The 21,289-nt window shown below is 42.9% G+C and carries 17 protein-coding genes; 8 read left to right on the top strand and 9 right to left on the bottom strand.

Annotation, left to right across the window (positions count from 1 at the left end):
• Positions 1 to 155: 155 nt before the first annotated feature.
• On the top strand, positions 156 to 2,138 hold the full coding sequence (gene thiC, locus AK822_RS00560) for a phosphomethylpyrimidine synthase ThiC (protein ID WP_060490191.1): 1,983 nt from the start codon (positions 156 to 158) through the stop codon (positions 2,136 to 2,138).
• A gap of 43 nt (positions 2,139 to 2,181) precedes the next feature.
• On the opposite strand, the gene AK822_RS00555 is transcribed toward thiC, so the two are convergent.
• The 4 genes from AK822_RS00555 to AK822_RS00540 form a co-directional block, all read right to left on the bottom strand.
• Positions 2,182 to 3,327 carry a hypothetical protein gene (locus AK822_RS00555; RefSeq protein ID WP_157292336.1) on the bottom strand — a complete coding sequence of 382 codons (1,146 nt, stop codon included), beginning with the start codon at positions 3,325 to 3,327 and terminating at the stop codon, positions 2,182 to 2,184.
• Between the two features lie 6 nt (positions 3,328 to 3,333).
• A complete protein-coding gene (locus AK822_RS00550) occupies positions 3,334 to 4,401 on the bottom strand; it encodes a hypothetical protein (protein ID WP_157292334.1) in 1,068 nt (355 codons plus the stop codon).
• Between the two features lie 125 nt (positions 4,402 to 4,526).
• A complete protein-coding gene (locus tag AK822_RS00545; protein WP_060490188.1) occupies positions 4,527 to 5,429 on the bottom strand; it encodes a fructose bisphosphate aldolase in 903 nt (300 codons plus the stop codon).
• A 181-nt stretch (positions 5,430 to 5,610) separates the two neighbouring features.
• Positions 5,611 to 6,459 carry a hypothetical protein gene (locus tag AK822_RS00540; RefSeq protein WP_060490187.1) on the bottom strand — a complete coding sequence of 283 codons (849 nt, stop codon included), beginning with the start codon at positions 6,457 to 6,459 and terminating at the stop codon, positions 5,611 to 5,613.
• 318 nt (positions 6,460 to 6,777) lie between these two features.
• Here AK822_RS00540 and AK822_RS00535 point away from each other — a divergent pair, with 318 nt between their 5' ends.
• The 3 genes from AK822_RS00535 to AK822_RS00525 are packed head-to-tail and all read left to right on the top strand — an operon-like array spanning position 6,778 to position 10,277.
• Entirely contained in the window at positions 6,778 to 8,685 is a 1,908-nt protein-coding gene (locus AK822_RS00535; RefSeq protein ID WP_060490186.1) for an ABC transporter ATP-binding protein, read from the top strand.
• A gap of 51 nt (positions 8,686 to 8,736) precedes the next feature.
• Complete coding sequence (locus AK822_RS00530) at positions 8,737 to 9,627, top strand: alpha/beta fold hydrolase (RefSeq protein ID WP_060490185.1); 891 nt, start codon at positions 8,737 to 8,739, stop codon at positions 9,625 to 9,627.
• Between the two features lie 17 nt (positions 9,628 to 9,644).
• Positions 9,645 to 10,277: an alpha-ketoglutarate-dependent dioxygenase AlkB family protein gene (locus AK822_RS00525; protein ID WP_060490184.1), complete on the top strand. Its 633-nt coding sequence runs from the start codon at positions 9,645 to 9,647 to the stop codon at positions 10,275 to 10,277.
• Positions 10,278 to 10,468: 191 nt separating this feature from the next.
• On the opposite strand, the gene AK822_RS00520 is transcribed toward AK822_RS00525, so the two are convergent.
• The 4 genes from AK822_RS00520 to AK822_RS00505 all read right to left on the bottom strand — a co-directional run bounded on the left by AK822_RS00520 (position 10,469) and on the right by AK822_RS00505 (position 14,353).
• Positions 10,469 to 11,473, bottom strand: coding sequence for an NADP-dependent oxidoreductase (locus AK822_RS00520; protein WP_060490183.1), 1,005 nt, complete (start codon positions 11,471 to 11,473; stop codon positions 10,469 to 10,471).
• An 87-nt stretch (positions 11,474 to 11,560) separates the two neighbouring features.
• Positions 11,561 to 12,319 (bottom strand): endonuclease/exonuclease/phosphatase family protein, encoded by a 759-nt coding sequence (locus AK822_RS00515; RefSeq protein WP_045443058.1) that lies wholly within the window; start codon positions 12,317 to 12,319, stop codon positions 11,561 to 11,563.
• A gap of 4 nt (positions 12,320 to 12,323) precedes the next feature.
• Complete coding sequence (locus AK822_RS00510) at positions 12,324 to 12,998, bottom strand: M949_RS01915 family surface polysaccharide biosynthesis protein (protein ID WP_157292331.1); 675 nt, start codon at positions 12,996 to 12,998, stop codon at positions 12,324 to 12,326.
• A gap of 242 nt (positions 12,999 to 13,240) precedes the next feature.
• A complete protein-coding gene (locus AK822_RS00505) occupies positions 13,241 to 14,353 on the bottom strand; it encodes an AOC03_06830 family ribosome hibernation factor (RefSeq protein ID WP_045454884.1) in 1,113 nt (370 codons plus the stop codon).
• 455 nt (positions 14,354 to 14,808) lie between these two features.
• Here AK822_RS00505 and AK822_RS00500 point away from each other — a divergent pair, with 455 nt between their 5' ends.
• The 4 genes from AK822_RS00500 to AK822_RS00485 all read left to right on the top strand — a co-directional run bounded on the left by AK822_RS00500 (position 14,809) and on the right by AK822_RS00485 (position 18,512).
• Complete coding sequence (locus tag AK822_RS00500) at positions 14,809 to 17,004, top strand: M3 family metallopeptidase (protein ID WP_060490181.1); 2,196 nt, start codon at positions 14,809 to 14,811, stop codon at positions 17,002 to 17,004.
• Positions 17,005 to 17,262, top strand: a complete 258-nt coding sequence (locus AK822_RS00495) for a YheV family putative metal-binding protein (RefSeq protein ID WP_060490180.1) — start codon at positions 17,005 to 17,007, stop codon at positions 17,260 to 17,262. It begins immediately after the preceding gene.
• A gap of 113 nt (positions 17,263 to 17,375) precedes the next feature.
• Entirely contained in the window at positions 17,376 to 17,900 is a 525-nt protein-coding gene (locus AK822_RS00490) for a hypothetical protein (RefSeq protein ID WP_060490179.1), read from the top strand.
• 33 nt (positions 17,901 to 17,933) lie between these two features.
• A complete protein-coding gene (locus tag AK822_RS00485; RefSeq protein WP_060490178.1) occupies positions 17,934 to 18,512 on the top strand; it encodes a hypothetical protein in 579 nt (192 codons plus the stop codon).
• Positions 18,513 to 18,791: 279 nt separating this feature from the next.
• Here the strand turns inward: AK822_RS00485 and pnp are convergent, their stop codons facing one another.
• Complete coding sequence (pnp, locus tag AK822_RS00480) at positions 18,792 to 20,894, bottom strand: polyribonucleotide nucleotidyltransferase (RefSeq protein ID WP_060490177.1); 2,103 nt, start codon at positions 20,892 to 20,894, stop codon at positions 18,792 to 18,794.
• Positions 20,895 to 21,289: the final 395 nt, after the last annotated feature.

Here is a 21,289-nt window from a genome sequence, read left to right as displayed (position 1 = left end):
AAGCTGCGTCCAACGTTTGATGAGCATCATCCGCGACTATGTTTTTTGGTCGTAGGCTGATGCTCATGAACTGAATTTGTCTAGATCACAGATGCCACCCCCGCAGCTACTGGCGGTGTTGCTTTTATTCAAAAACCAACACGCTAGGACAGCATATGACAACTTTATTAGCCACTTCTCCTTCTCAAAAACCTTCTAAGACAGACGCGTTAAAGACCCCTGCTCACCGCAGTGCTAGTGATGCTCGTTTCGAAGAAGACGCTCGCGATTTACACCGCATACTCCCCGCCTCCCGTAAAGTCTATATCGAAGGCTCACGTCCTGATATTCAAGTACCCATGCGTGAAATCACCCTTGACCCTACCCCTGTGCAAGGCGTTTCTGAGAACGAATGGGAACAGAACCCACCCTTTTATGTGTATGACACCTCTGGCATGTATACCGACCCCAACGTCGAGATTGATTTGACCAAAGGCTTACCAAAGCTTCGTGAAGGCTGGATTGCTGAGCGCGGTGATACCGAGCAATTAAGCGGACTGTCTAGCGCTTACGGAATGGCACGCGCCCGCGATATCAGTACTGCCAATCTACGATTTGCTCATATCGACAAACCACGCCGCGCCAAAGATGTCGATGGCAAAGCTGGCAACGTCACGCAAATGCATTATGCTCGTCGCGGCATCATTACCCCTGAGATGGAATACATCGCCATTCGCGAAACGCAAAAACAGCATGAGCTGACCGATATGCGTCAACATGACGGTGAAAACTTTGGTGCTAATACGCCGACGGTTATCACTCCTGAGTTTGTGCGGAGTGAAGTAGCTACAGGTCGCGCAATTATCCCAAACAACATCAACCACCCAGAATCTGAACCGATGATTATCGGGCGCAATTTTCTGGTCAAGATTAACGCCAATATCGGTAACTCGGCGTTAGGTTCTTCTATCGATGAAGAGGTGTCTAAAATGACGTGGGCCACGCGTTGGGGCGCGGATAACATCATGGATTTATCCACCGGTAATCATATTCATGAAACCCGCGAATGGCTGATCAGAAACTCGCCCGTACCGATTGGTACCGTCCCTATTTATCAAGCACTTGAAAAAGTCGATGGCGTGGCAGAAGATTTAACGTGGGAAATCTTTCGTGATACGCTGATTGAGCAAGCTGAACAAGGCGTCGATTACTTCACCATTCACGCTGGTGTACTTTTACGCTATGTGCCGCTAACTGCTGGACGCTTGACCGGTATCGTCTCGCGTGGCGGCTCCATCATGGCCCAGTGGTGCATGTTTCATAATAAAGAGAGCTTTTTATATACCCATTTTGAAGATATCTGCGAGATTATGAAGCAGTATGATGTGGCATTTAGTTTAGGCGATGGCTTGCGTCCGGGTTGCTTGCAAGATGCCAATGATGAAGCACAATTTGGTGAACTACGTACCCTTGGCGAGCTGACCCAAGTGGCATGGAAGCATGACGTACAGGTCATGATTGAAGGTCCCGGTCACGTAGCAATGAACCGTATTAAAGAAAATATGGACTTGCAGTTAGAGGTTTGTGCCGACGCGCCTTTTTATACTTTAGGACCCTTAACCACCGATATCGCACCCGGTTACGACCATATTACCAGTGCGATTGGTGCGGCGATGATTGGCTGGTTTGGTACTGCTATGCTCTGCTATGTGACCCCAAAAGAGCATTTAGGTCTGCCTAATAAAAAAGATGTTAAAGACGGTATCATCACCTATAAAATCGCTGCTCATGCCGCCGACCTTGCCAAAGGACATCCGGGCGCACAAGCTCGCGATAATGCGTTATCTAAAGCCCGTTTTGAATTCCGCTGGGACGATCAGTTCAATCTGGCGCTCGACCCAGATACCGCCCGTGAGTTCCATGATGAAACCTTGCCTAAAGACGCGCATAAGACGGCGCACTTTTGCTCTATGTGTGGACCGAAATTCTGCTCAATGAAGATCACTCAAAACGTGCGAGATTATGCCAAGGGGTTGGATACGAAGGAGTCAGCTACTTTGGGCGCAGACGCTATGAGAGCAGTGGGTATTCAACAAGAAATGAGTGAAATGACACAAAAGTATAAGGCGGCAGGGAGTCAATTGTATAGAGAAATTTGATTGTTCAATGTTTAATACTTAAGCTTAAATCTAGTTGCTAGGTTTAAGCTTTTTTTACGTTTATTTTTGAGTCTCGTGGAAAAACTCGTTTGAAGTAAGAGTCGCACATTTTCATAATGATTAAATAAACAAGCAAAGTCAGTGGATAGCCAAAGATAATAATAAAAATAGTATAACCATGATACCTGCTGGCATGCTCGCCCAGTAACCAATCTATAAGATAAATCTTATAGAAAACTATCATCAATACGATAAATGGAACTATCAGAATCCCTAACCATGTGACCATCCATGCTATTTTAAGACTTTTCTTCCGGCTCCAATACATAAGTCCATAGTGAGCACCCCCTAACAAACATATTAAAAACAACAGAAGTATTAATGAGTCTAAATTAATTAACCACTGTGCTAGAGGCATTGGTTGTGGTTGATAAGATATCTCAAGAACATCTTGAGGCAGATGATCAAAGACCCACTTCGAATCTGCTTTTATCATCCCACTTAAAGGTTCGCCAAGATTAGTCTTCAAGTATTTCGAATCATCAGCAATCTTTAGATTAACGGTCAGGTCACCAAAGCTTTTCCAAGTTTTGGCAGGTTTTAATGAATAGCTATAGATATATTGATTGGTCCAATCACTACGGTTTACTGTAGGATAGGCAGAATATTTAACATTAATGACATGATTGCCTTCGCTTAAGTTTATCTCAAAGTATTTAGCGTCATTATTGAACGGCACAGCCATATCCGTTTCTGGATCATGATAAGCAGGCAATGATTTTGAATGACTTTCATAATCATAATTGATAAGTACTGGTACCGCTTGCCCATCGACTTCGACTATAAAGCTTTTGTCTGCATCATTATCTATGTTATCGAACACCTCAAAAACCAAAGGTATTCGATCGCCTTCTTTAGCGCTATAAATTTCATAAGTGACATCATAGTCAGCTTGATTAAAACCTTCAGCAATATTGATATCTATGTTTTCAGACAATATATCGATATCTTTGCTTGAATATGCCGTACTGGCATTAGTACCGTCGATAATGGGAGACGCCATATTGGCATAGCTAAACATACTGTGGCTTAATAAAAGCAATCCTAAAATGATCCTACGCATTAATATTCTCTCAAATGGCTCGTCAGCTAGCTGTTCGCGAATCACAAAGCTATTTACAGCCTTCAACTATAATTACTTTACTGTTTTAGTAACCGTCTGTTTAACCATCATAAAAGCCACAAAACTAATTATCAAATAAATAGGTGTTATTACTATATAACCTAACGGCAAAACCCATATAAAGAACAAACCACGACTCTCTCCTGTTGCGCCTTGACCAATGATCATATCTGTCATCAGTAGATAGAGGTAATAAATTATCAGGCTAAGCAGAGGCACTAGAAAACCACCCACGAGCATGACTGTCCAAAGGGTTTCGGGCTGGGCTTGCTGTCTACGTTTCATCATACGTAAATGCAGTCCACCCAATACAAATAGCGCGAAACTTATAGTTATGAATGGCGAAACAGCCGTCAAAACTTTTGCCACAGGATTCAGAGGTGCTTGAATAATAAAATCAATCTCTTTTGTTAGATTATCTTTGAAATGCCATTGGTTATTAGAAGGTAAAGTATTCTTCGTGCCATCGATACCCATACTGATATAGTCTAAACTACCATTGAAATTTAGCTTAATAAATGACCCTTTAAACTGCTTATCATCACTGACGCTCTCCTTCATCGGCACTAACGAATAAGAGTAAGTGCTTATCCCAGTCCAATCACTGCCATAATAATGCGGCTGGACGTCATAAGTAGCTGTAATAGTATGCAACCCTGACGACAAATCCAGGTTGATATACTTTGAATCTGCTCTGAATTGCTCTAAACCAGTATTGGCTGGTATATAGAAGTCAGAGGTCTCAAGCCCGTTATTATCTTCAGTAACCGTTACAACAGGCACCGATTGACCATCAACAGTAATTTCGAACTCATTACTTTGTCCAAATTCATCGAATACTTCAAAAACCAATGGGAATTGAAGCCCTTCACGATTGTTATACAGCTTATAGCTCACTGTATAACCAGCATTATTAGCATCATCTATAATATCGATATTAACTGTCTCTGATATAACATCGATGGCATTATTAAAATAAGCAGCGCTTGCCCAAGTACCTGAATAGCCTACAGGCTCCATAGATTGACTAGAAACACTCCAACTTAATAAAAACAATCCTAAAGTAATAAAGCGAAACACAACCTCTCCAGAAACCATAAAAACAAACACAAGTTTAATAAATATCTACTGTGAATGCCATTAAAAAAATCCCAGCAAACCTAAAGTTAGCTGGGATTCAAAATCAATTATAAAGGTTTAATGCTTTAAACTTTCGACGCCTCATAGATTTCTTTGATAGAAGTATTGATGGTGTCAGCAAACTCATCATCACTTTGCTGTTTGCTCAACCCTTCGGTAAAGGCACGTGAAAAGCTAGCAATCATACCTGGGTTTTGCTTGAGCTTAGCACAAGCATCGCCACGGCTGTAGCCGCCCGATAACGCCACAACTTTTAGCACTTTTGGATGATCGATTAGCTCTTGGTAAAAACCCGCTTCTTGTGGCAAGGTCAGTTTTAGCATCACTTGCTGGTCGTCAGTCAAACGATCCAGATTGTGCAAAATGCTGGTCTTGAGTATGACTTCACATTCATGTTTTTTTCTACTGTTGATATCGACTTCAGGCTCTACGATTGGCATCAGACCTTTTGAGAGTATCTGTTTTGCCACATCGAATTGCTGTTGCACAACCAGCTCAATGCCATCGACATTCGGCTCATAAATTACTGAGCGCATTTTGGTGCCAAATACTGGATAGTTTTTGGCTTTATCGAGTAGCAAATCTAAGTTTGGCATCGGACGCATCACTTGGACGCCATTCATTTGCTCAGCCAAACCCTTATCCACTTTTAAAAATGGCACAATATTTTTCTCTTCCCATAGATAATTGGCCGTCGGTTTGCCATTGACCTCACGTTCCATAGTATCTTCGAACAAAATCGCCCCAAGCACACGCTCATTATCAAAAGCCTCGCAAGTCATGATACGCGCACGCATCTCATGCACTTGGTCGAACATGGCTTCATCGTTGTCATAATCATCGCCTGTGACACCATAATTCTCTAACGCTTTTGGCGTGCTGCCGCCACTCTGGTCGAGGGCAGCGATAAATCCCGAACTATTTTTAATACGTTGTAGCTGTTTGTTATATTGGTTTTGATATTCCATTGAGAGTGCGTCCTATTGTTATTGGTTGAGTTCAAGTGTCACAAAGTAAATCGCTTTTTATTGGCTTATATCAGCCTTACTGTTTGTAGACAACCTTATCATAGGACGCTCTTTGTGCCTATATCTGATAAGTTAACGCTTTTATAAAATAATAAATATAGTCATAAATGCAGACGAAATCCTATGCCAAAAATAGCACTGCCACACAGCAAATGGCTAATAATAAACCCAATACATTAATACGGTTAAGCGACTCTTTAAACACACCGACCCCTATCAAGGTTGCCACTGCAATGACACCGACATTCATACCGGTAAAGACGATGCTAGGCGACTCGGACAATAATTGATGCGCACGTACATAAGCATAAATATTGCCCATATTGAGCGCACCTAATAACAATCCTGCTGCGAGCGCATTCCCCTGCCAGCGCACCCGCGTAATCAGCAAATAAATAAACAGCAATAATCCTGCTAAACCAAAACTGACAAATAATGTAAGAGGAAAAGCAGTGCCCTGCTTGGCAACTTGCTTGAACAAGATATCAATAATGCCATAGCCTGCCCAGACGCCAAATAGCCAAAGCGGTGTATGCTTCGCTTGTCTGCTAATCTGACCCTGCTGTGGACGATAAATCAACGCTCCGAGTGCTAGAAAGCCTAATAACAGTCCAAATATTCGCGTGCTGGTCAGTACTTCACCAAACAATAAAAAAGCCGCGACGATAGGAATAATCAACGATAGCCGCTGAGCCGCATCGGTTGCTACTATTCCTACAGATTCAATCGCCCTTCCAAGGACAATAAACACGGCGGGAAGCAGGATACCAAGCACGATAATAATGCCCCATGCACTGCCAAGCGTACCGAGTCCACTGACGTCCGGTTTTAGCAAAAACCAAGTCAGTAAAAAAGCCACTGGATAGCCTGCGACAATGGTTTGGCGTATGTCCATATTTTTCTGTCGTAACACTTTTAGCAATACTGAAACGGCGACACTACAAAGTACCGCTATCGTCAAATATATCATGAGCTATTACCTTGTTAAACTGCCACTTTACGGGGGTATTATTCGCTCGTCATTCATATACTGAAGACAAAGCGCGAACTGCCAATTGGGATAAAGCCATAGAATGTAACAAAGTATTTCTTACACAGCAATCTATTTATTGGCTTTTATTCGACTGGTAATAAGTAGCTCTTTAGCCTTCAATTTACAATTAGCATGCAGGTCTGATTGGGAAGTTTGCTAAAATAGTACTCAATCCTAATAACAAAAGTAAAGATTCAAAATAACGAGTAATGTCGTTGATTTTGGCGTACTGCTATTGATGTTTTATGACTGCCTATGAATGCTCTATTTCGATTTTTTGAAACTCGCCTCCCTGCCTTTCCTGAAACCCCTATGCCGCTACCTTCACCCCGTGATGGCATGCTAAAGTTCTTGTGGGCGTGTACCAACGGTTTACGTGGCTGGCTATTGATATTTATGATTTTGTCTGCGGGCATTGGCATCTATGAAGCGATGCTATTTGCTTGGATTGGGAATATCGTTGACTGGCTAGGCGTCTATACACCGCAGAATCTGTGGTTAGAAAAAGGCGATATGCTACTGCTCATGCTAGCCGTCATGATCATGAGTCCGCTATGGATTGCATTGTCATCATTCATCCATTTTCAGACCTTGCAAGGCGTCTTTCCTATGCAAATGCGCTGGCGCTTTCACCAGCGGATGCTTGGGCAATCGATGCAGTTTTATCAAGATGAATTCTCTGGACGTATCTCAGCCAAAGTAATGCAAACCGCACTGGCCGTACGCGATACAGTCATGACCGTCACCGACATGTTTATGTATGTCACCGTTTATTTTATTACGTCAGGTGTCATTTTATTTAATCTGGACAGCCTATTATTAATCCCGTTCATTGTTTGGCTAGTCTTGGTTGCGCTGACCATTTGGTACTTTATCCCTAAGCTCAAACAAACTGCCATTGTGCAAGCCGATGCCCGTGCTTTAATGACTGGCCGCATTACCGATGCTTACGCCAATATCATGACCGTCAAGCTGTTTAGCCATTCACGCCGTGAGCTGAGTTATGCCAAAAATGCCATGGGGCAATTTTTAGGTACCGTCCATGCACAGATGCGCTGGGTCAGTTATTTAGAAGTATCAACCCATCTAATCAGTGTGATTTTGGTTAGTAGCACTGCGGCTATTGGCTTATATTTATGGCAACAAGGCGCGGTCGGTGTCGGTGCGATTGCTGCCGCGACAGCCATGGCACTACGTTTAAACGGTTTGACTCGTTGGATCATGTGGCAAACTGCCAGCCTATTTGAAAGTATCGGAACCGTACAAGATGGCATGCGTACCTTATCAGCGCCGCAAAAAATCATTGATAAGCCCAATGCACCCGCTTTGAAAGTCACCGAAGGTCGTATCGTTTTTGATCATGTTGATTTCAGTTATGAGAATGATAGCGATGCGGTCGAAGGCGATAGCTTAGATACAGTGAAAACATCAGCAACGCCTACTACAAAGACTAAACTACTTGATAACTTTTATTTAGACATTAAACCCGGCGAAAAGATAGGCTTGGTTGGGCGCTCAGGTGCCGGTAAATCTACCTTGGTTAATTTATTGTTACGCTTCTTTGATGTTGATAGCGGTAAAATCCTTATCGATGGACAAGCAATTGATGAAGTCACCCAAGAGTCTTTGCGCCAGCAGATAGGTATGGTGACGCAAGATACGTCTTTGCTACATCGGACAGTACGTGAAAATATCGCTTACGGTCGTCCTGATGCAACCGATGAAGAAATTATTACGGCTGCCAAACAAGCGCAAGCATGGGACTTTATCAAAGATTTATATGATGATAAGGGCAATACAGGGCTTGATACCCAAGTCGGTGAGCGCGGCGTCAAACTCTCTGGCGGTCAACGTCAGCGTATCGCCATCTCACGTGTTATGCTAAAAAATGCGCCCATCTTACTATTGGACGAAGCGACCAGCGCCCTTGACTCTGAGATTGAATTTGCCATTACCGAAAGCCTGAATGACATCATGACAGGTAAAACAGTCATTGCGATTGCCCATCGTCTCTCCACCATTGCCGCACTTGATCGATTGGTGGTCATGGATAAAGGTCAAATTATCGAACAAGGCAGCCATGATGAATTATTAAATCTACACGGTGTTTATGCTCGCTTGTGGCACCGTCAAAGTGGCGGATTTTTAGGCGAAGACAGCTAAGTACAATCATTAATTTTCATTGAAAATCAGACACAAGGAGGTGTGTACATTATGAAAGCATTTGCAAAAAATATTAATATTAGTGGAAAACAAGCGCGCTACTATAATCTTAGTCAGCTTACGCCATCGATACAGTCAAGTACTGCCTCTCGCGTGCCAGCACACTTTTATGGTGGCAATAGTTTTACCGTTGGTACTTATAGTCCCTTATTAAGTGCGCTGGCAACTGACTTCAAAATCAGCTCGCTTGCGCTTCGTGGCTATTGGTATGACAAGCCGCAGCGCCGTCGTCTTACGCGCGAGCAGGATGCTGAGATACTTATTGAATTTTTAGAAAAAACGCAAGACAAACCCATCGTTGGTATTGGTCATTCGCAAGGAGCCACTGCCACTGCCATCGCTGCAGCCCAGCGCCCAGATCTGTTTTCACAGCTATATTTAATAGAGCCTGTGACGTTTACCAAACCACAAGCCAGACTCTATAATCTATTGCCGCGTAAGCTTCTGCTCAGTCGCGAACCGTTTAAAAGCACCCTCACCAAACAATCTATTTGGGCAAGCATCGATGATTATTATGAGAACTTACGCGCTCAACGTGCTTATAGACGAATGAGTGATGCGCATTTGCGGGTATTTGCAGAGCAAAGTTTATCCAAAGATATCAATGGCAGTTACACGCTGATATTTGCGCCTGAGCAGGAGCTCGCCAACTATTTCGGCGCGCCACATATCGATACCGCCCTCAAGCAATTGAGCTGTCCTTATACACTTATCACTGGTAAGCCGACGTTGTTTATCAACCATAAAGTGCGACAACAATGGCAAAAATTCGTCCCTGATGACAGCATGATATCTTTGTTAGATTACGGTCATCTACTGCCGATGGAAGCACCTGAATTATGTGCTCAAGTTATCAATGAGCATTATCATAGTCATAAATAAGCTGAGCCGTCTAAGTGATGACTGACCTTTTTGCGCCTACACCGACTGACAATCTGTTGCCTTACGATGGTCAGGTCAATGACTTAGGGGTAGTTATCAATGATGCTAACGCCCTGTATAATAATTTACTAACCGAGCTACCTTGGCAGTCTGACATCGTGACGTTGTTTGGTAAAACGCATGTTACCACTCGCCAAATCGTCTGGATGGGTGACCACGATGTCAGTTATTATTACTCTGGACAGACGCGTCGAGCCATTCCATGGACAAAGCAGATGTTGCACGTAAAACGACATATTGAGCAGCAGTTATCAAGCAGTGGCATCAACGTTGATTTTAATTCTTGCTTGCTTAATTACTATCCCTCTGGTGAGGATGGTATGGGCTATCATGCCGACGATGAAAAAGAGCTGGGCGCGCAGCCGATTATTGCTTCTTTATCGCTCGGTGCTAGGCGAAAATTTGTTTTTAAGCATAAAACTATTAGACAAAAGAACAAGCTCGTCAAAGTTGAGCTATATCTTGAGTCCGGTCAGCTTATCGTTATGCATGGCGATACGCAGGATTTTTGGATGCATACCATTACAAAAACTAAAACTGTCACATCAGGGCGAATCAGCCTCACGTTTCGAAAAGTGCTACCGCATTAAATTAATGTAACTTAATATAAGCTAGAGCGCGTCCTCGTTTTGAAAATGGTGATAAAAATGAGATAAACGGTAGCCAAACAAGGAAAATAGCTGATTGATATCGGGATATTAACCAGCTATTTGATGCAGTCTAGAAAGATTTACCCAGTTTTAGCCCACTTAGTTGTTTTCCTTCAGATTAAGCACATACTCTAACTCACTTTTAAAACAATCTTGCCAAAAGCAGCACCTTTTTGCAGCTCATGATGAGCCGCGACCACTTCAGACAATGGATAGGTTTGCTGAATACGTAGCGTTAGCTTACCATCTGCAACGAGCTGTAAAACTCGCGCCATATCTTCACCACTACGCTGCGCCTTATAACCCGCTACCTTTAACTGTTTCTGGCTACCCGCCTCTTTGAGTTTATCCACCCAAATCGTTGGTAACACATTGACGCGACCACCAGATTTGAGCACGCTAAGCGCTCGCACGCCTGCTTCATTACCGACCAAATCCAGTAGCACATCTGCCTGTAACTCAGGGAATTCAACATCTTTGGTATAATCAATCCAACCTGTAAGCTGATTGGTATCTATTATTTCATCAAGCTTGGCATATTTCTCTGGTGAGCAAATAACAGTCACCTTGATATTGTTTTTAGCCACTTTATCCATGAGCAGCTGAATCAACAAGTGACCCACGCCGCCTGCTGGCGCGTTTATCACCACATGCTCACCATCTTGAATATCTGCAAACTCTACAAACTGTATCGCCGTCTGTCCAATACAAGGCAGCGCACCTGCTTGCTCTAACGTGACAGAATTCGGTACTTTTGCCAGCATGTCAGCATCGACTGCTACATACTCTGCATAACAGCCACCATGAAAAGTCAGGGCAGCGACCTGTGTACCGATAGTAAACTGCTCACTACGACTATCGACCACAGTGCCTGACATATCAAAGCCCAAAATTGCAGGCTCATTTTTATCAAACTTGTCTTTTTGAATGGCATCAGCGCCCCAGCCTTTGCCTTGACGCGTTTTGTAATCGACAGGATTGATAGCCGCGTAAGCAATTTTGACCAATACCTGGTTATCTGTTAACACAGGAATGGCCACATCTTCTTGATAGCTCATCACTTCAGGTTCGCCAAACTCACGTATGAGTACGGCATGTTGGGTCGTTGGTAGCGGATTATGAGAAAGAGTAGACATCGTTATATATCCTTATAGGTATCTATTGCTTTATTTTTGCATTCAATTTTATTTTTAGTGAATAACTTAAGCTTATCTAATAATCATTTATAAATGTGCCAATTCCGCACTGAGCGGCAAATGATCAGACAGTGTCGACCATGGTTTGCCCGTATGCACCCAGGCATTTTTCACTCTTAGATTACGCACATAAATACGATCTAAGCTCAGCACAGGAAGCTTGGCTGGGAAAGTTGGCAGCAGTTTGCCATGACAATGCTTGAAAGCTTCGGTCATACCCAAGCTAGTAGCAAGTTTATCACAAGACATTTTTTTCCAATCATTAAAATCTCCTGCCAAAATCAGTGGTTGATCAGGTGCAATCTCATTACGAACATAGTTGGCAATGGCTTCATATTGCTTGATACGATCACGCTCAAACAAATTTAGGTGTGCACACAGTACAACCACTGGTACATCCCATCCAACTGGTTGTACTTCGCAGTGCAAGACGCCACGCTGCTCAAGCTTATTAACGGTGATATTGACGTTATGCTTAGGATCCAATGGAAAACGGCTCAATACCGCATTGCCATGATGACCGTTTTCATACTCTGAGTTTTTACCATAGCTATTTTGCAGCTGTAAATACTCACCAAACCATTCATGTTGCGATTGATCAGGATATTCGTTGTACTGCATATTGCGCTTAAGATTCTGACCTTGCACTTCTTGGAGACACAGTACATCGGAGCCAATAATATCGAGCGCTTGGGCGATACCTTGTATTTTAACTTGGCGATTCATCGGCGACATGCCTTTATGAATGTTATAGCTGGTTAGCACAAAAGAGGTTGTGGTAGTCATAGAATTAGTCATCATACTTAAAATAAATGGAACATTGGTTATCTCGCCACACTGATTGCAAGTGACGCCTAAATACTGATTTTTGAGAAGCTGATAGCGCTGATTGCTGTAGTAATTTTTCATCAATCTTGTAGTCACCACCGTAATAACCAGTAGCATCAACTGGCTGGTCTGTCTTGGCGTTACAAATTGCAGAGTTACCACGTACAGCAAATTTTTGCTGCCCTTCGTACATGATTACTTTCATCTCATCATAACTTACGTCACCACGACAACCGAGATAATAAGGCACACTCACTTCGACAACACCGTTATTATTAATATCAGTCACTACGGCGGTGTTTTTAGCGAATTCTGCGATTACATCTAACCCATCGCAGGGTACATAATCATATATTTGCCATACTCGTAAAGCCTCTTGTTCATCTATAACATATAAATGCGTGAAGACCTCTCCTGCTGGCTCGTCAGGGCTATTGGTTGAATTGAAACGCTGTAATTGAACCAAATACTGTTCTCCTACTGTGCCAATCCAAGAACGAATAGCAACAATATCTTTGGTCTTTAGCCTCATTTTATTTTTTTTAGAGTCTATTTGATAATAGTTTTGAATAGAAGGCGGCAATTGACCCCATGATAGATGGCTCACAGATATATTATTCACATCTGTCTCTGCCATACTGAAACTGGAGCTAAAGGCTATCATTGCTGTGACGCTAAATTGCATAAGAGTATTTGGTATGTTATTTCGCATCATTTAATAACCTAAGGCAATCAAGTATAAGTTTTAGATAAAGGCTTAATATATCATCAATGTAAAAAGAGCATTGATTCTTATCGAACCAATGCTCCCATATTATACCTATCTTCTATCAATGGCGAATTCGCAAAGGATTGTCATCAATAAGCACTATCTAGCAATTAATAGCGTGTCACCAATGCAATTGGTTGATCTTCACCCATAATATCTTGTGGCATAAATACTGCTTCGCCACCATTATGAATGACATGCTCAATGATTTCGCCAATGGCATCATCAGTAACGCCTTCTGAAGCCGCATCATCTGCAAGACTCAAAGTCTGTGCCTTTTCATCAATTTTGGCCGATTGTATATAACCACGACGGACATAAAGCGTCTCGCCTGCACCTTGGAAGGCACTGCGGTAGACTTCTTGTAGATCTGTTTGCAACATATTGGCACCGCGTGCTTTATCAATCTCACCCATGGCAGCTTGATGCAGTGATGTACGATAGCCTTCCACCGCCTCTTGCACGCTATTGATAATATGCTGAGCACTACCATCTTCTAAATTGGTCGCATTTGACACTGTGGCAATGATGTTGTCTGGACGATCACAAACTTCTTTATAGTAGCCGATATTTTTAGCATCGCCAACGACAACCAAAGGCATTTTGTGCTCACCCCACAGCTCTTGTACACTTTTATCCACTTGGTTAAAAAACTCTTTTAGATAGCTGCTTTCATTATTAGACGAGCGATCCGATCCACCATCGCCTGTCGTATATAGACCATTGTTTTCAATAGGAAATGGGATATTATCCATATTTTTTTGCAGGTCGTCGTCCTTATCGAACTCTCTCACTACGCGATCATTAGACGCTTCAATCAAGCGGGCATTATCACGAGTGAGCACCAAGGTGTAATAATGCACCGCACTTGCCATATCACGCACCAAATCTCGAGTCGCAAAACGATGTGAAATCACCACACGCTCCGTGGTGTCAATCGGCATACGGATCACTTGTACATCCTCAGTACTGGCAAAAATAGCCAAGGTATCAAGATTTAAGTTGTGATTTAGCTCTTTGGTTTTATCATGAATCTTATCGAGTATGGTAGTCGCTGTGCGCTTATCGTATTCGTTGGTTAAGCGTTCTTCAGCCACTTTTAATTGGTTCTTCAGGGCAATGGGATCTTGATCATTAGCAGGATGCTCGCGATGAGTCTTAACAAAGATACTAACCGCAGGATTGGCTTTGGTTTCACGTAAACTTTTGAGAGTCGCTTTCATTTATTGCTCCTTGTTTTATTATCATTTACTTTTAACATTGTGATTTTTACTATTAATTAACTGATTCATAGTTTTTGCTATAAATAGTGCTTAATCTTTTTATTCCATTGCCTTGATGCTAGCAGTCAAACCTCACTCGCTGTAGGGTTAATTTGCAAGCAAATGATAGCGCTTTGTAAGTAGAACACTCTGTATTGTTCTAAAAGCCTGACGGAACGACTTTAAACCCGTTTAATATTCACTATCTTCTCGCTTCACTTTCTTTATAGTTAATGATTAGGTTGTATTTTCGTCAAACGAACCCATCTTTTATATAGCTTATCGATAAGACAGCAAAAAATAAAAATAACACAAAGCTAATGATGTTCTAAATGTCACGGCAAGCCAATCTCTTATATAAAGCTACGTTTACTCAATAATAATTCATTCACTACGATCAGATATCGGATACTTTTATGAAAACCCTTCCTGCAGATTTACGCCTTGTCGATTTTGACAACGTTTCGCCAAGTACATTACAAAGCCATGTCATCAGTGCCATCGATGCAGCCAATACATTTTTAGATGAGATGAGTGCAGATACTGACAACCATGATAGCGCTGCTAATATCAGTGCTGAGCAAGCGCTGGCTGATATTATGACTTTTGATCATATTAATCTGGCATTGGATCGCAGTTGGGGCATTTTATCGCACCTGAATAGCGTCATGAGCAATGACGACATTCGTCATGTCCATCATGAACTGCTACCCACACTATCAGCTTATGGCACACGTGTGGGACAGCACCAGCCGCTATTTAATCGTTATCAAACTATCGTCAATGACACAGCATTTTTTGCTGCGCTTGAGCCTGCACGAGCGCGGGCTATTGAGCTTGCGCTACGCAGTTTTGAGCTGTCAGGTGTCGCATTACCAAAAGATAAACAGGAAAAGTTTGCAGCTATTCAAAGTCAGCTTTCTACCTTATCAGCGACCTTTTCAGATAACGTATTGGATGCCACCCAAGCTTATGCCTTACCGCTGCAACAAGAACAATTGGCAGGTCTAACAGAAAGTGGACTGGCGCTACTCGCAGATGCTGGCGAACAGTATAAAGCGCGCGCGCTTGCCAACGGTACGCTCACGCAAGTAGAAGTCGATGCGTTGCCAAATCCTTACTACGTGGCAAGCTTAAACATTCCTGTTTATCTTGCCATCATGACCCATGCGGATGACCGTGAACTGCGCGAGACCCTATACCGCGCTTATGTCACTCGTGCTTCTGAGTTTGATGCGCATACCAATGCCAAAGGTGAGTCGCTAAATAACGCCGATATCATGAGTCAAATCCTGCAACTACGTGAGCAAAAAGCCAAGCTATTGGGTTTTGACAATTATGCAGAAGTCTCACTATCGACTAAAATGGCAGATAACGTGGCAGAAGTAGAAACCTTTTTACGGAGTTTGGCCACGCAAGCAACTCCAGCGGCTAAGCAAGACTTAGCTCAGTTGCAAAAGTATGCGCAAGATTATGGTATAGATGAGTTACAGGCATGGGACAGTGCGTATATCGCTGAAAAAGTCAAACAAAGCGAGTTCAGCTTATCGCAAGAAGAAATCCGCCCGTACTTTCCCTTACCAAAAGTAATTAGCGGATTATTTGCCATCGTTGAGCGTCTGTACGGTATCAAAGTCCAAGAGCAAAGTGAATCCGTATCACGCTGGCACGACGATGTCAGCTTTTATCAGTTGTTTGATGCTGATGATAACTTGCTTGGTGGCTTTTACTTTGACTTATTTGCACGCAGTGGTAAACGCGGCGGCGCTTGGATGAGTGGTTTTCAGTCACGTTATACTTACAGTGAACAAAATCATCAGCAGCTACCAGTATGCTTTATGGTGGGTAACTTTACCCCTGCCCTCGATGGCAAACCAAGCTTATTGACGCATGATGAAGTATTGACTCTATTCCATGAGTTTGGTCACGGCCTACATCATTTATTAACCCAAGTGACGGTCGGTGATGTCGCTGGTGTCAATGGCGTTGAGTGGGACGCGGTCGAGCTGCCCAGTCAATTTATGGAAAACTGGGCGTGGGATGCCGAAGGTATTGCGCTGATTAGTAGCCACGTCGAAACCGGTGCGCCATTACCAAAAGACAAACTTGCAGCGTTATTGGCGGTAAAGAATTTCCAAAGCGGCATGCAAACCCTACGTCAAATCGAATTCGCACTGTTTGACTTATTGATTCATGCGCAGACGCCAGCGCTAGATTATGATGGTATATTAGCCACGCTAAATACCGTTCGAGACGACATTGCTATCATGCAGACACCTGACTACAACCGTTTTGCCAACGGCTTTAGTCATATCTTTGCAGGCGGCTATGCGGCAGGTTATTACTCGTATAAATGGGCAGAGTTGCTATCGGCAGATGCCTTTAGCAAGTTTGAAGAAGAAGGTATTTTTAACCCTGTCACTGGTAAAGCCTTCCGTGAGACAATTTTATCCGTTGGTGGTAGTTTCCCTGCCAAGACCAACTTTGAAAACTTCCGTGGTCGTAGCGCCAGCATTGATGCGTTATTACGTCATAGCGGTTTTGATAACGCTAAAAATGACGATGCTGCCAATATTGAAAGCAATGCTCAAACGACTCACGAGGCGATTTAAATGCGCTACCAATCATCAAGCCCTAAACGCCGGTTTTTAGCAGGCGTTCGCTGCCCAAAATGCCAAGCGATAGACGCGGTAGTACAGGTGAATATTGTGACTCCTGCACCTGATGAATATATCGAGTGTACTTTGTGTGGGCACGCAGAGCATCGCCCCGACCCTGATGCCATCAGTGCTAAAAACCATGCTGAAGACCAAATTGCTCGTGATGCTATGGCTACTGGTACCAGCGGCATAGTAAAATTCAAGCCTTAAATATTAAGCGTCAAGTCTTAATAGCTACTAGCCTATCTAGCAATAGATAGGCTTTTTATTTTGAGTTTGCTATAGTATGGCTACTTATATTTCTAACATAAATCGACTATAGTATGAAAAGCCAAAAAATGCGTCCTCTGTCAACCAAATCACTGAAAAAAGAGCCCACTAAGTCACGCCAGAAATGGTGGTCAATTATTATATTAGCGGCATTACTGATTGGCTACTTGGTCTGGAAAAACAATTCAATAGACACTAATACTGCGCCTATCGAAAGTACACCACCGACTACCGAACCAGATAGCGCTACTCAATTAGATGCTACGCCCTTAGGTAATAATGACAATAGTTCAAACAATAGTGACTTAACGTCAAATACTAATGAGACAACCACAGTTAATCAAATACCTAATGCTGATGCGATCTTAAATGCGGCTTTACCAGAAACAGATAGTCTTGCCAAAGAAGAAATAGATCGCTTAGAAGACGAGCGTAAGCGCTTAGCCGAACAAGAAAAATTGGCGGCTGAACAACTGACGATGAACAAGCAATTAACTGATATGAAAGCAGAGCAAATCGCCCTACTTGAACAACAAATAGCGCAATTAGAAGCCGAGACAAACGGCGACAAACAGTAGCTAATTATTTAGACTTTTATCAAGGGGCTGACAATGGCGACTTTGCAACTTACCCACGCCCCTATCTTAAATAGTAGCGCGCAGCTGCTTATTCTACCAGTCAATACTGCAGGGATTCTTTTAGATCCTGTTCTCACAAAAGCTAAGACTTTATTTGCTGATAATTATCAACGTTACTATCGCGCATGCCGCGATGGCAGTCTGAGTGTTGGCCGCTGCTTACTGCATAAACGCGCGCTTGAGCAAGCTGGTTTAAGTGTCAGTAGTAATGGTAATCAGCCCAGTTATATCGCTAATCTTGTGGTATCAAATCATCCTTACCACCCCACACGGTCACAATGGTTAATTGCCGGGTTGAATGATTTATCTGAGCAGCTTATCCCGCTTATCCGTTATCAAGGCATCCGTAGGGTTGCCCTCCTCGCACGCCCACTTATTCATAACCACTCACGAAATGAGACAGCTAACGTGTCTAACGCAGCCAATTTAGCAAACACAGGCTCACTTGCGTTAGACTGGCCTGCTGATATCTTACCGTTACTCATACAGCACCTACAAGATTTGCCTAAAGTTCAAATCGATATTCACCTTCCTAAAAACATCAATATATAACGCCTCGTTTAATTCCTAGGGCATGTATTCCTTTTGAAAATAATGATAAAAATAAGATAAACTGCAGCTAAACAAGAGAAATAGCACTGATAATATCAGGATATTAACCAGCTGTTTGATGTAGCTTGGCAAGATTTGACCGTTTTTAGCCAATTTAGGCGCTTTCGTTCAGATTGAGGACACGCCTTAATATTTTTTAATTGCATAAAAAAACCGCCTTAAGCACTCATGACGAGAGACTTAAAGCGGTTTTTTTATGTTGACTATATTAGATATCGATTAGCTTTGCTCGATACCTTTCATAGTCAATTTAATACGACCACGGTTATCGACGTCTTGGACGAATACTTTAACGATCTGACCTTCTTTTAGGTAGTCAGAAACATTCTCAACGCGCTCTTCAGCGATTTGTGAGATATGTACCAAGCCATCAGTGTTTGGCAAGACGTTAATAAACGCGCCAAAATCAACGATACGAGCAACCGTACCTTCATAAGTTTTGCCCACTTCAACTTCTGCCGTCAACGCTTCGATTCTACCGATAGCTGCTTTAGTTGCCGCTTTGTTTTCACCAAAGATACGAATCGTGCCGCCATCATCGATATCGATAACTGCGCCAGTCTCTTCGGTTAGCTGACGAATCATCGCGCCGCCTTTACCGATTACGTCACGGATTTTATCCGGATTGATTTCGATAACCGCATAGTTTGGTGCATGAGCGTTGATTTCAGTACGACTCTCAGGCAATACTTTATTCATCGCATCTAAGATGTGGATACGACCAGCATGGGCTTGCTTAAGCGCTTGCTCCATGATGTCAGGCGTAATACCTTCGATTTTGATGTCCATCTGCAGCGCAGTGATACCATCTTTAGAACCAGCAACTTTAAAATCCATATCGCCAAGATGATCTTCATCACCTAAGATGTCTGATAGTACAGCGAAACGCTCGCCTTCTTTAACCAAACCCATGGCGATACCAGCAACTGGTGCTTTTAGTGGAACACCAGCATCCATCAATGCCAAACTTGCACCACAAACAGACGCCATAGAAGATGAACCGTTTGACTCGGTAATCTCTGATACCACACGGATGACATACGGGAAGCGTTCGCTATCTGGTAGCATCGCTTGTACACCGCGGCGAGCTAGACGACCATGACCGATTTCACGACGTTTTGGAATACCTTCACGACCTGTTTCGCCAACTGAGAAATGCGGGAAGTTGTAATGCAGCATGAAATGGTCACGAATCGTGCCACCTAGTGAGTCAATCATGTTGACATCACGGCTGTTACCAAGCGTGGTCGTAACCAATGCTTGCGTTTCACCGCGTGTGAACAATGCTGAACCATGCGTGTATGGCAATACACCAACTTGTACGTCAAGGGCACGAACAGTCTCAAGATCACGACCATCAATACGCGGCTTGCCTGACAAGATATTGTCACGAACCGTACGATATTTAAGATCGTTATAAATTTCTTTAAGCTCAGATACCGTATCAGCGTAAGTTTCTGACTCAGCATCACCAGCGAGCGCATCGATAATTGATTGCTTGATTTCATCAAGCTTAGTATAACGAGCTTGCTTATCAGTAATCGTATAAGCGTCAGCAACTTGCTCGCCAAACTGCTCTTTCATGCTGCTGGTAAGCGCTTGATCACGCTCAGGGGCAGTATACTGCTGCTTAGCAGTACCGATTTCTTCTGCCATTGAAGCAATGTTATCAATAACGATTTGCTGTTGCTGATGACCATATAGTACCGCGCCTAGCATCTGATCTTCTGACAACTCAGCTGCTTCAGATTCAACCATTAGTACCGCAGACTTCGTACCAGCCACAACCAAATCAAGATCACTCTCTTTAAGCTGCTCAATGGTTGGGTTCAGGATGTACTCGCCGTTGATAAAGCCAACACGGGCAGCTGCGACTGGACCATTGAATGGTGCATCAGAGATAGCCAGTGCCGCTGAAGCACCGATTAAGGCTGCGATATCTGCAGACTGCGTTTTATCTGATGAAACAACCGTTGCCGTAATTTGAATTTCGTTAACATAACCTTCAGGGAATAGCGGACGAATCGGGCGGTCAATCAAGCGTGAGGTTAGGGTTTCGAACTCGCTTGCACGACCTTCACGTTTGCCATAGGCACCTGGGATTTTGCCCGCTGCATACATTTTTTCTTGATAGTTGACCGTTAGCGGAAAGAAGTTTTGACCTTCTTTAGCCTCTGACTTTACCACTGCTGCGACAAGTACCGTAACGCCGCCCATATGTACTAAGATAGAGTTTGCTTGACGAGCAATACGACCTGTCTCGATCACAACCTGTTGGTTGCCATACTGAAATTCACGCTTAATGGTGTTAAACATTGTCATATAATCTTCCTAATGTTGACTGACGAAAGTAATATCAGCATTATAAAAAGCTGATATTTTTCATTAAAATTCTGTGTATGTGACTACTAGTGTATATGACTAATAATTGACAGTCTTTCTCTCAGAAATCATCTCAACCAGTGCCAATAACATTACCTAGTTATTCCATATGCCTATCGGTGCTAGACATCGTACTATTGTGTATATTTGGTCATTCAATTTTGGCTTTACTATAAATACTATCAAAAAGACCTTAAGTCAAAAGACTTCGGTGCTAAAAACCCTACAGGCTATTTTTCTGCGCTTTTGAGAGTTGGATATTAGCGCAGCTAGCTATTCTATAAGCTAAGAAATAGGTATTTTATAAATAGTCACCATATATGTAGTAGATATAC

It is taken from the genome of Psychrobacter sp. P11F6 (genome assembly GCF_001435295.1).
Taxonomy (GTDB): Bacteria; Pseudomonadota; Gammaproteobacteria; order Pseudomonadales; family Moraxellaceae; genus Psychrobacter.
This window is presented reverse-complemented; position numbering and strand designations above follow the sequence as displayed.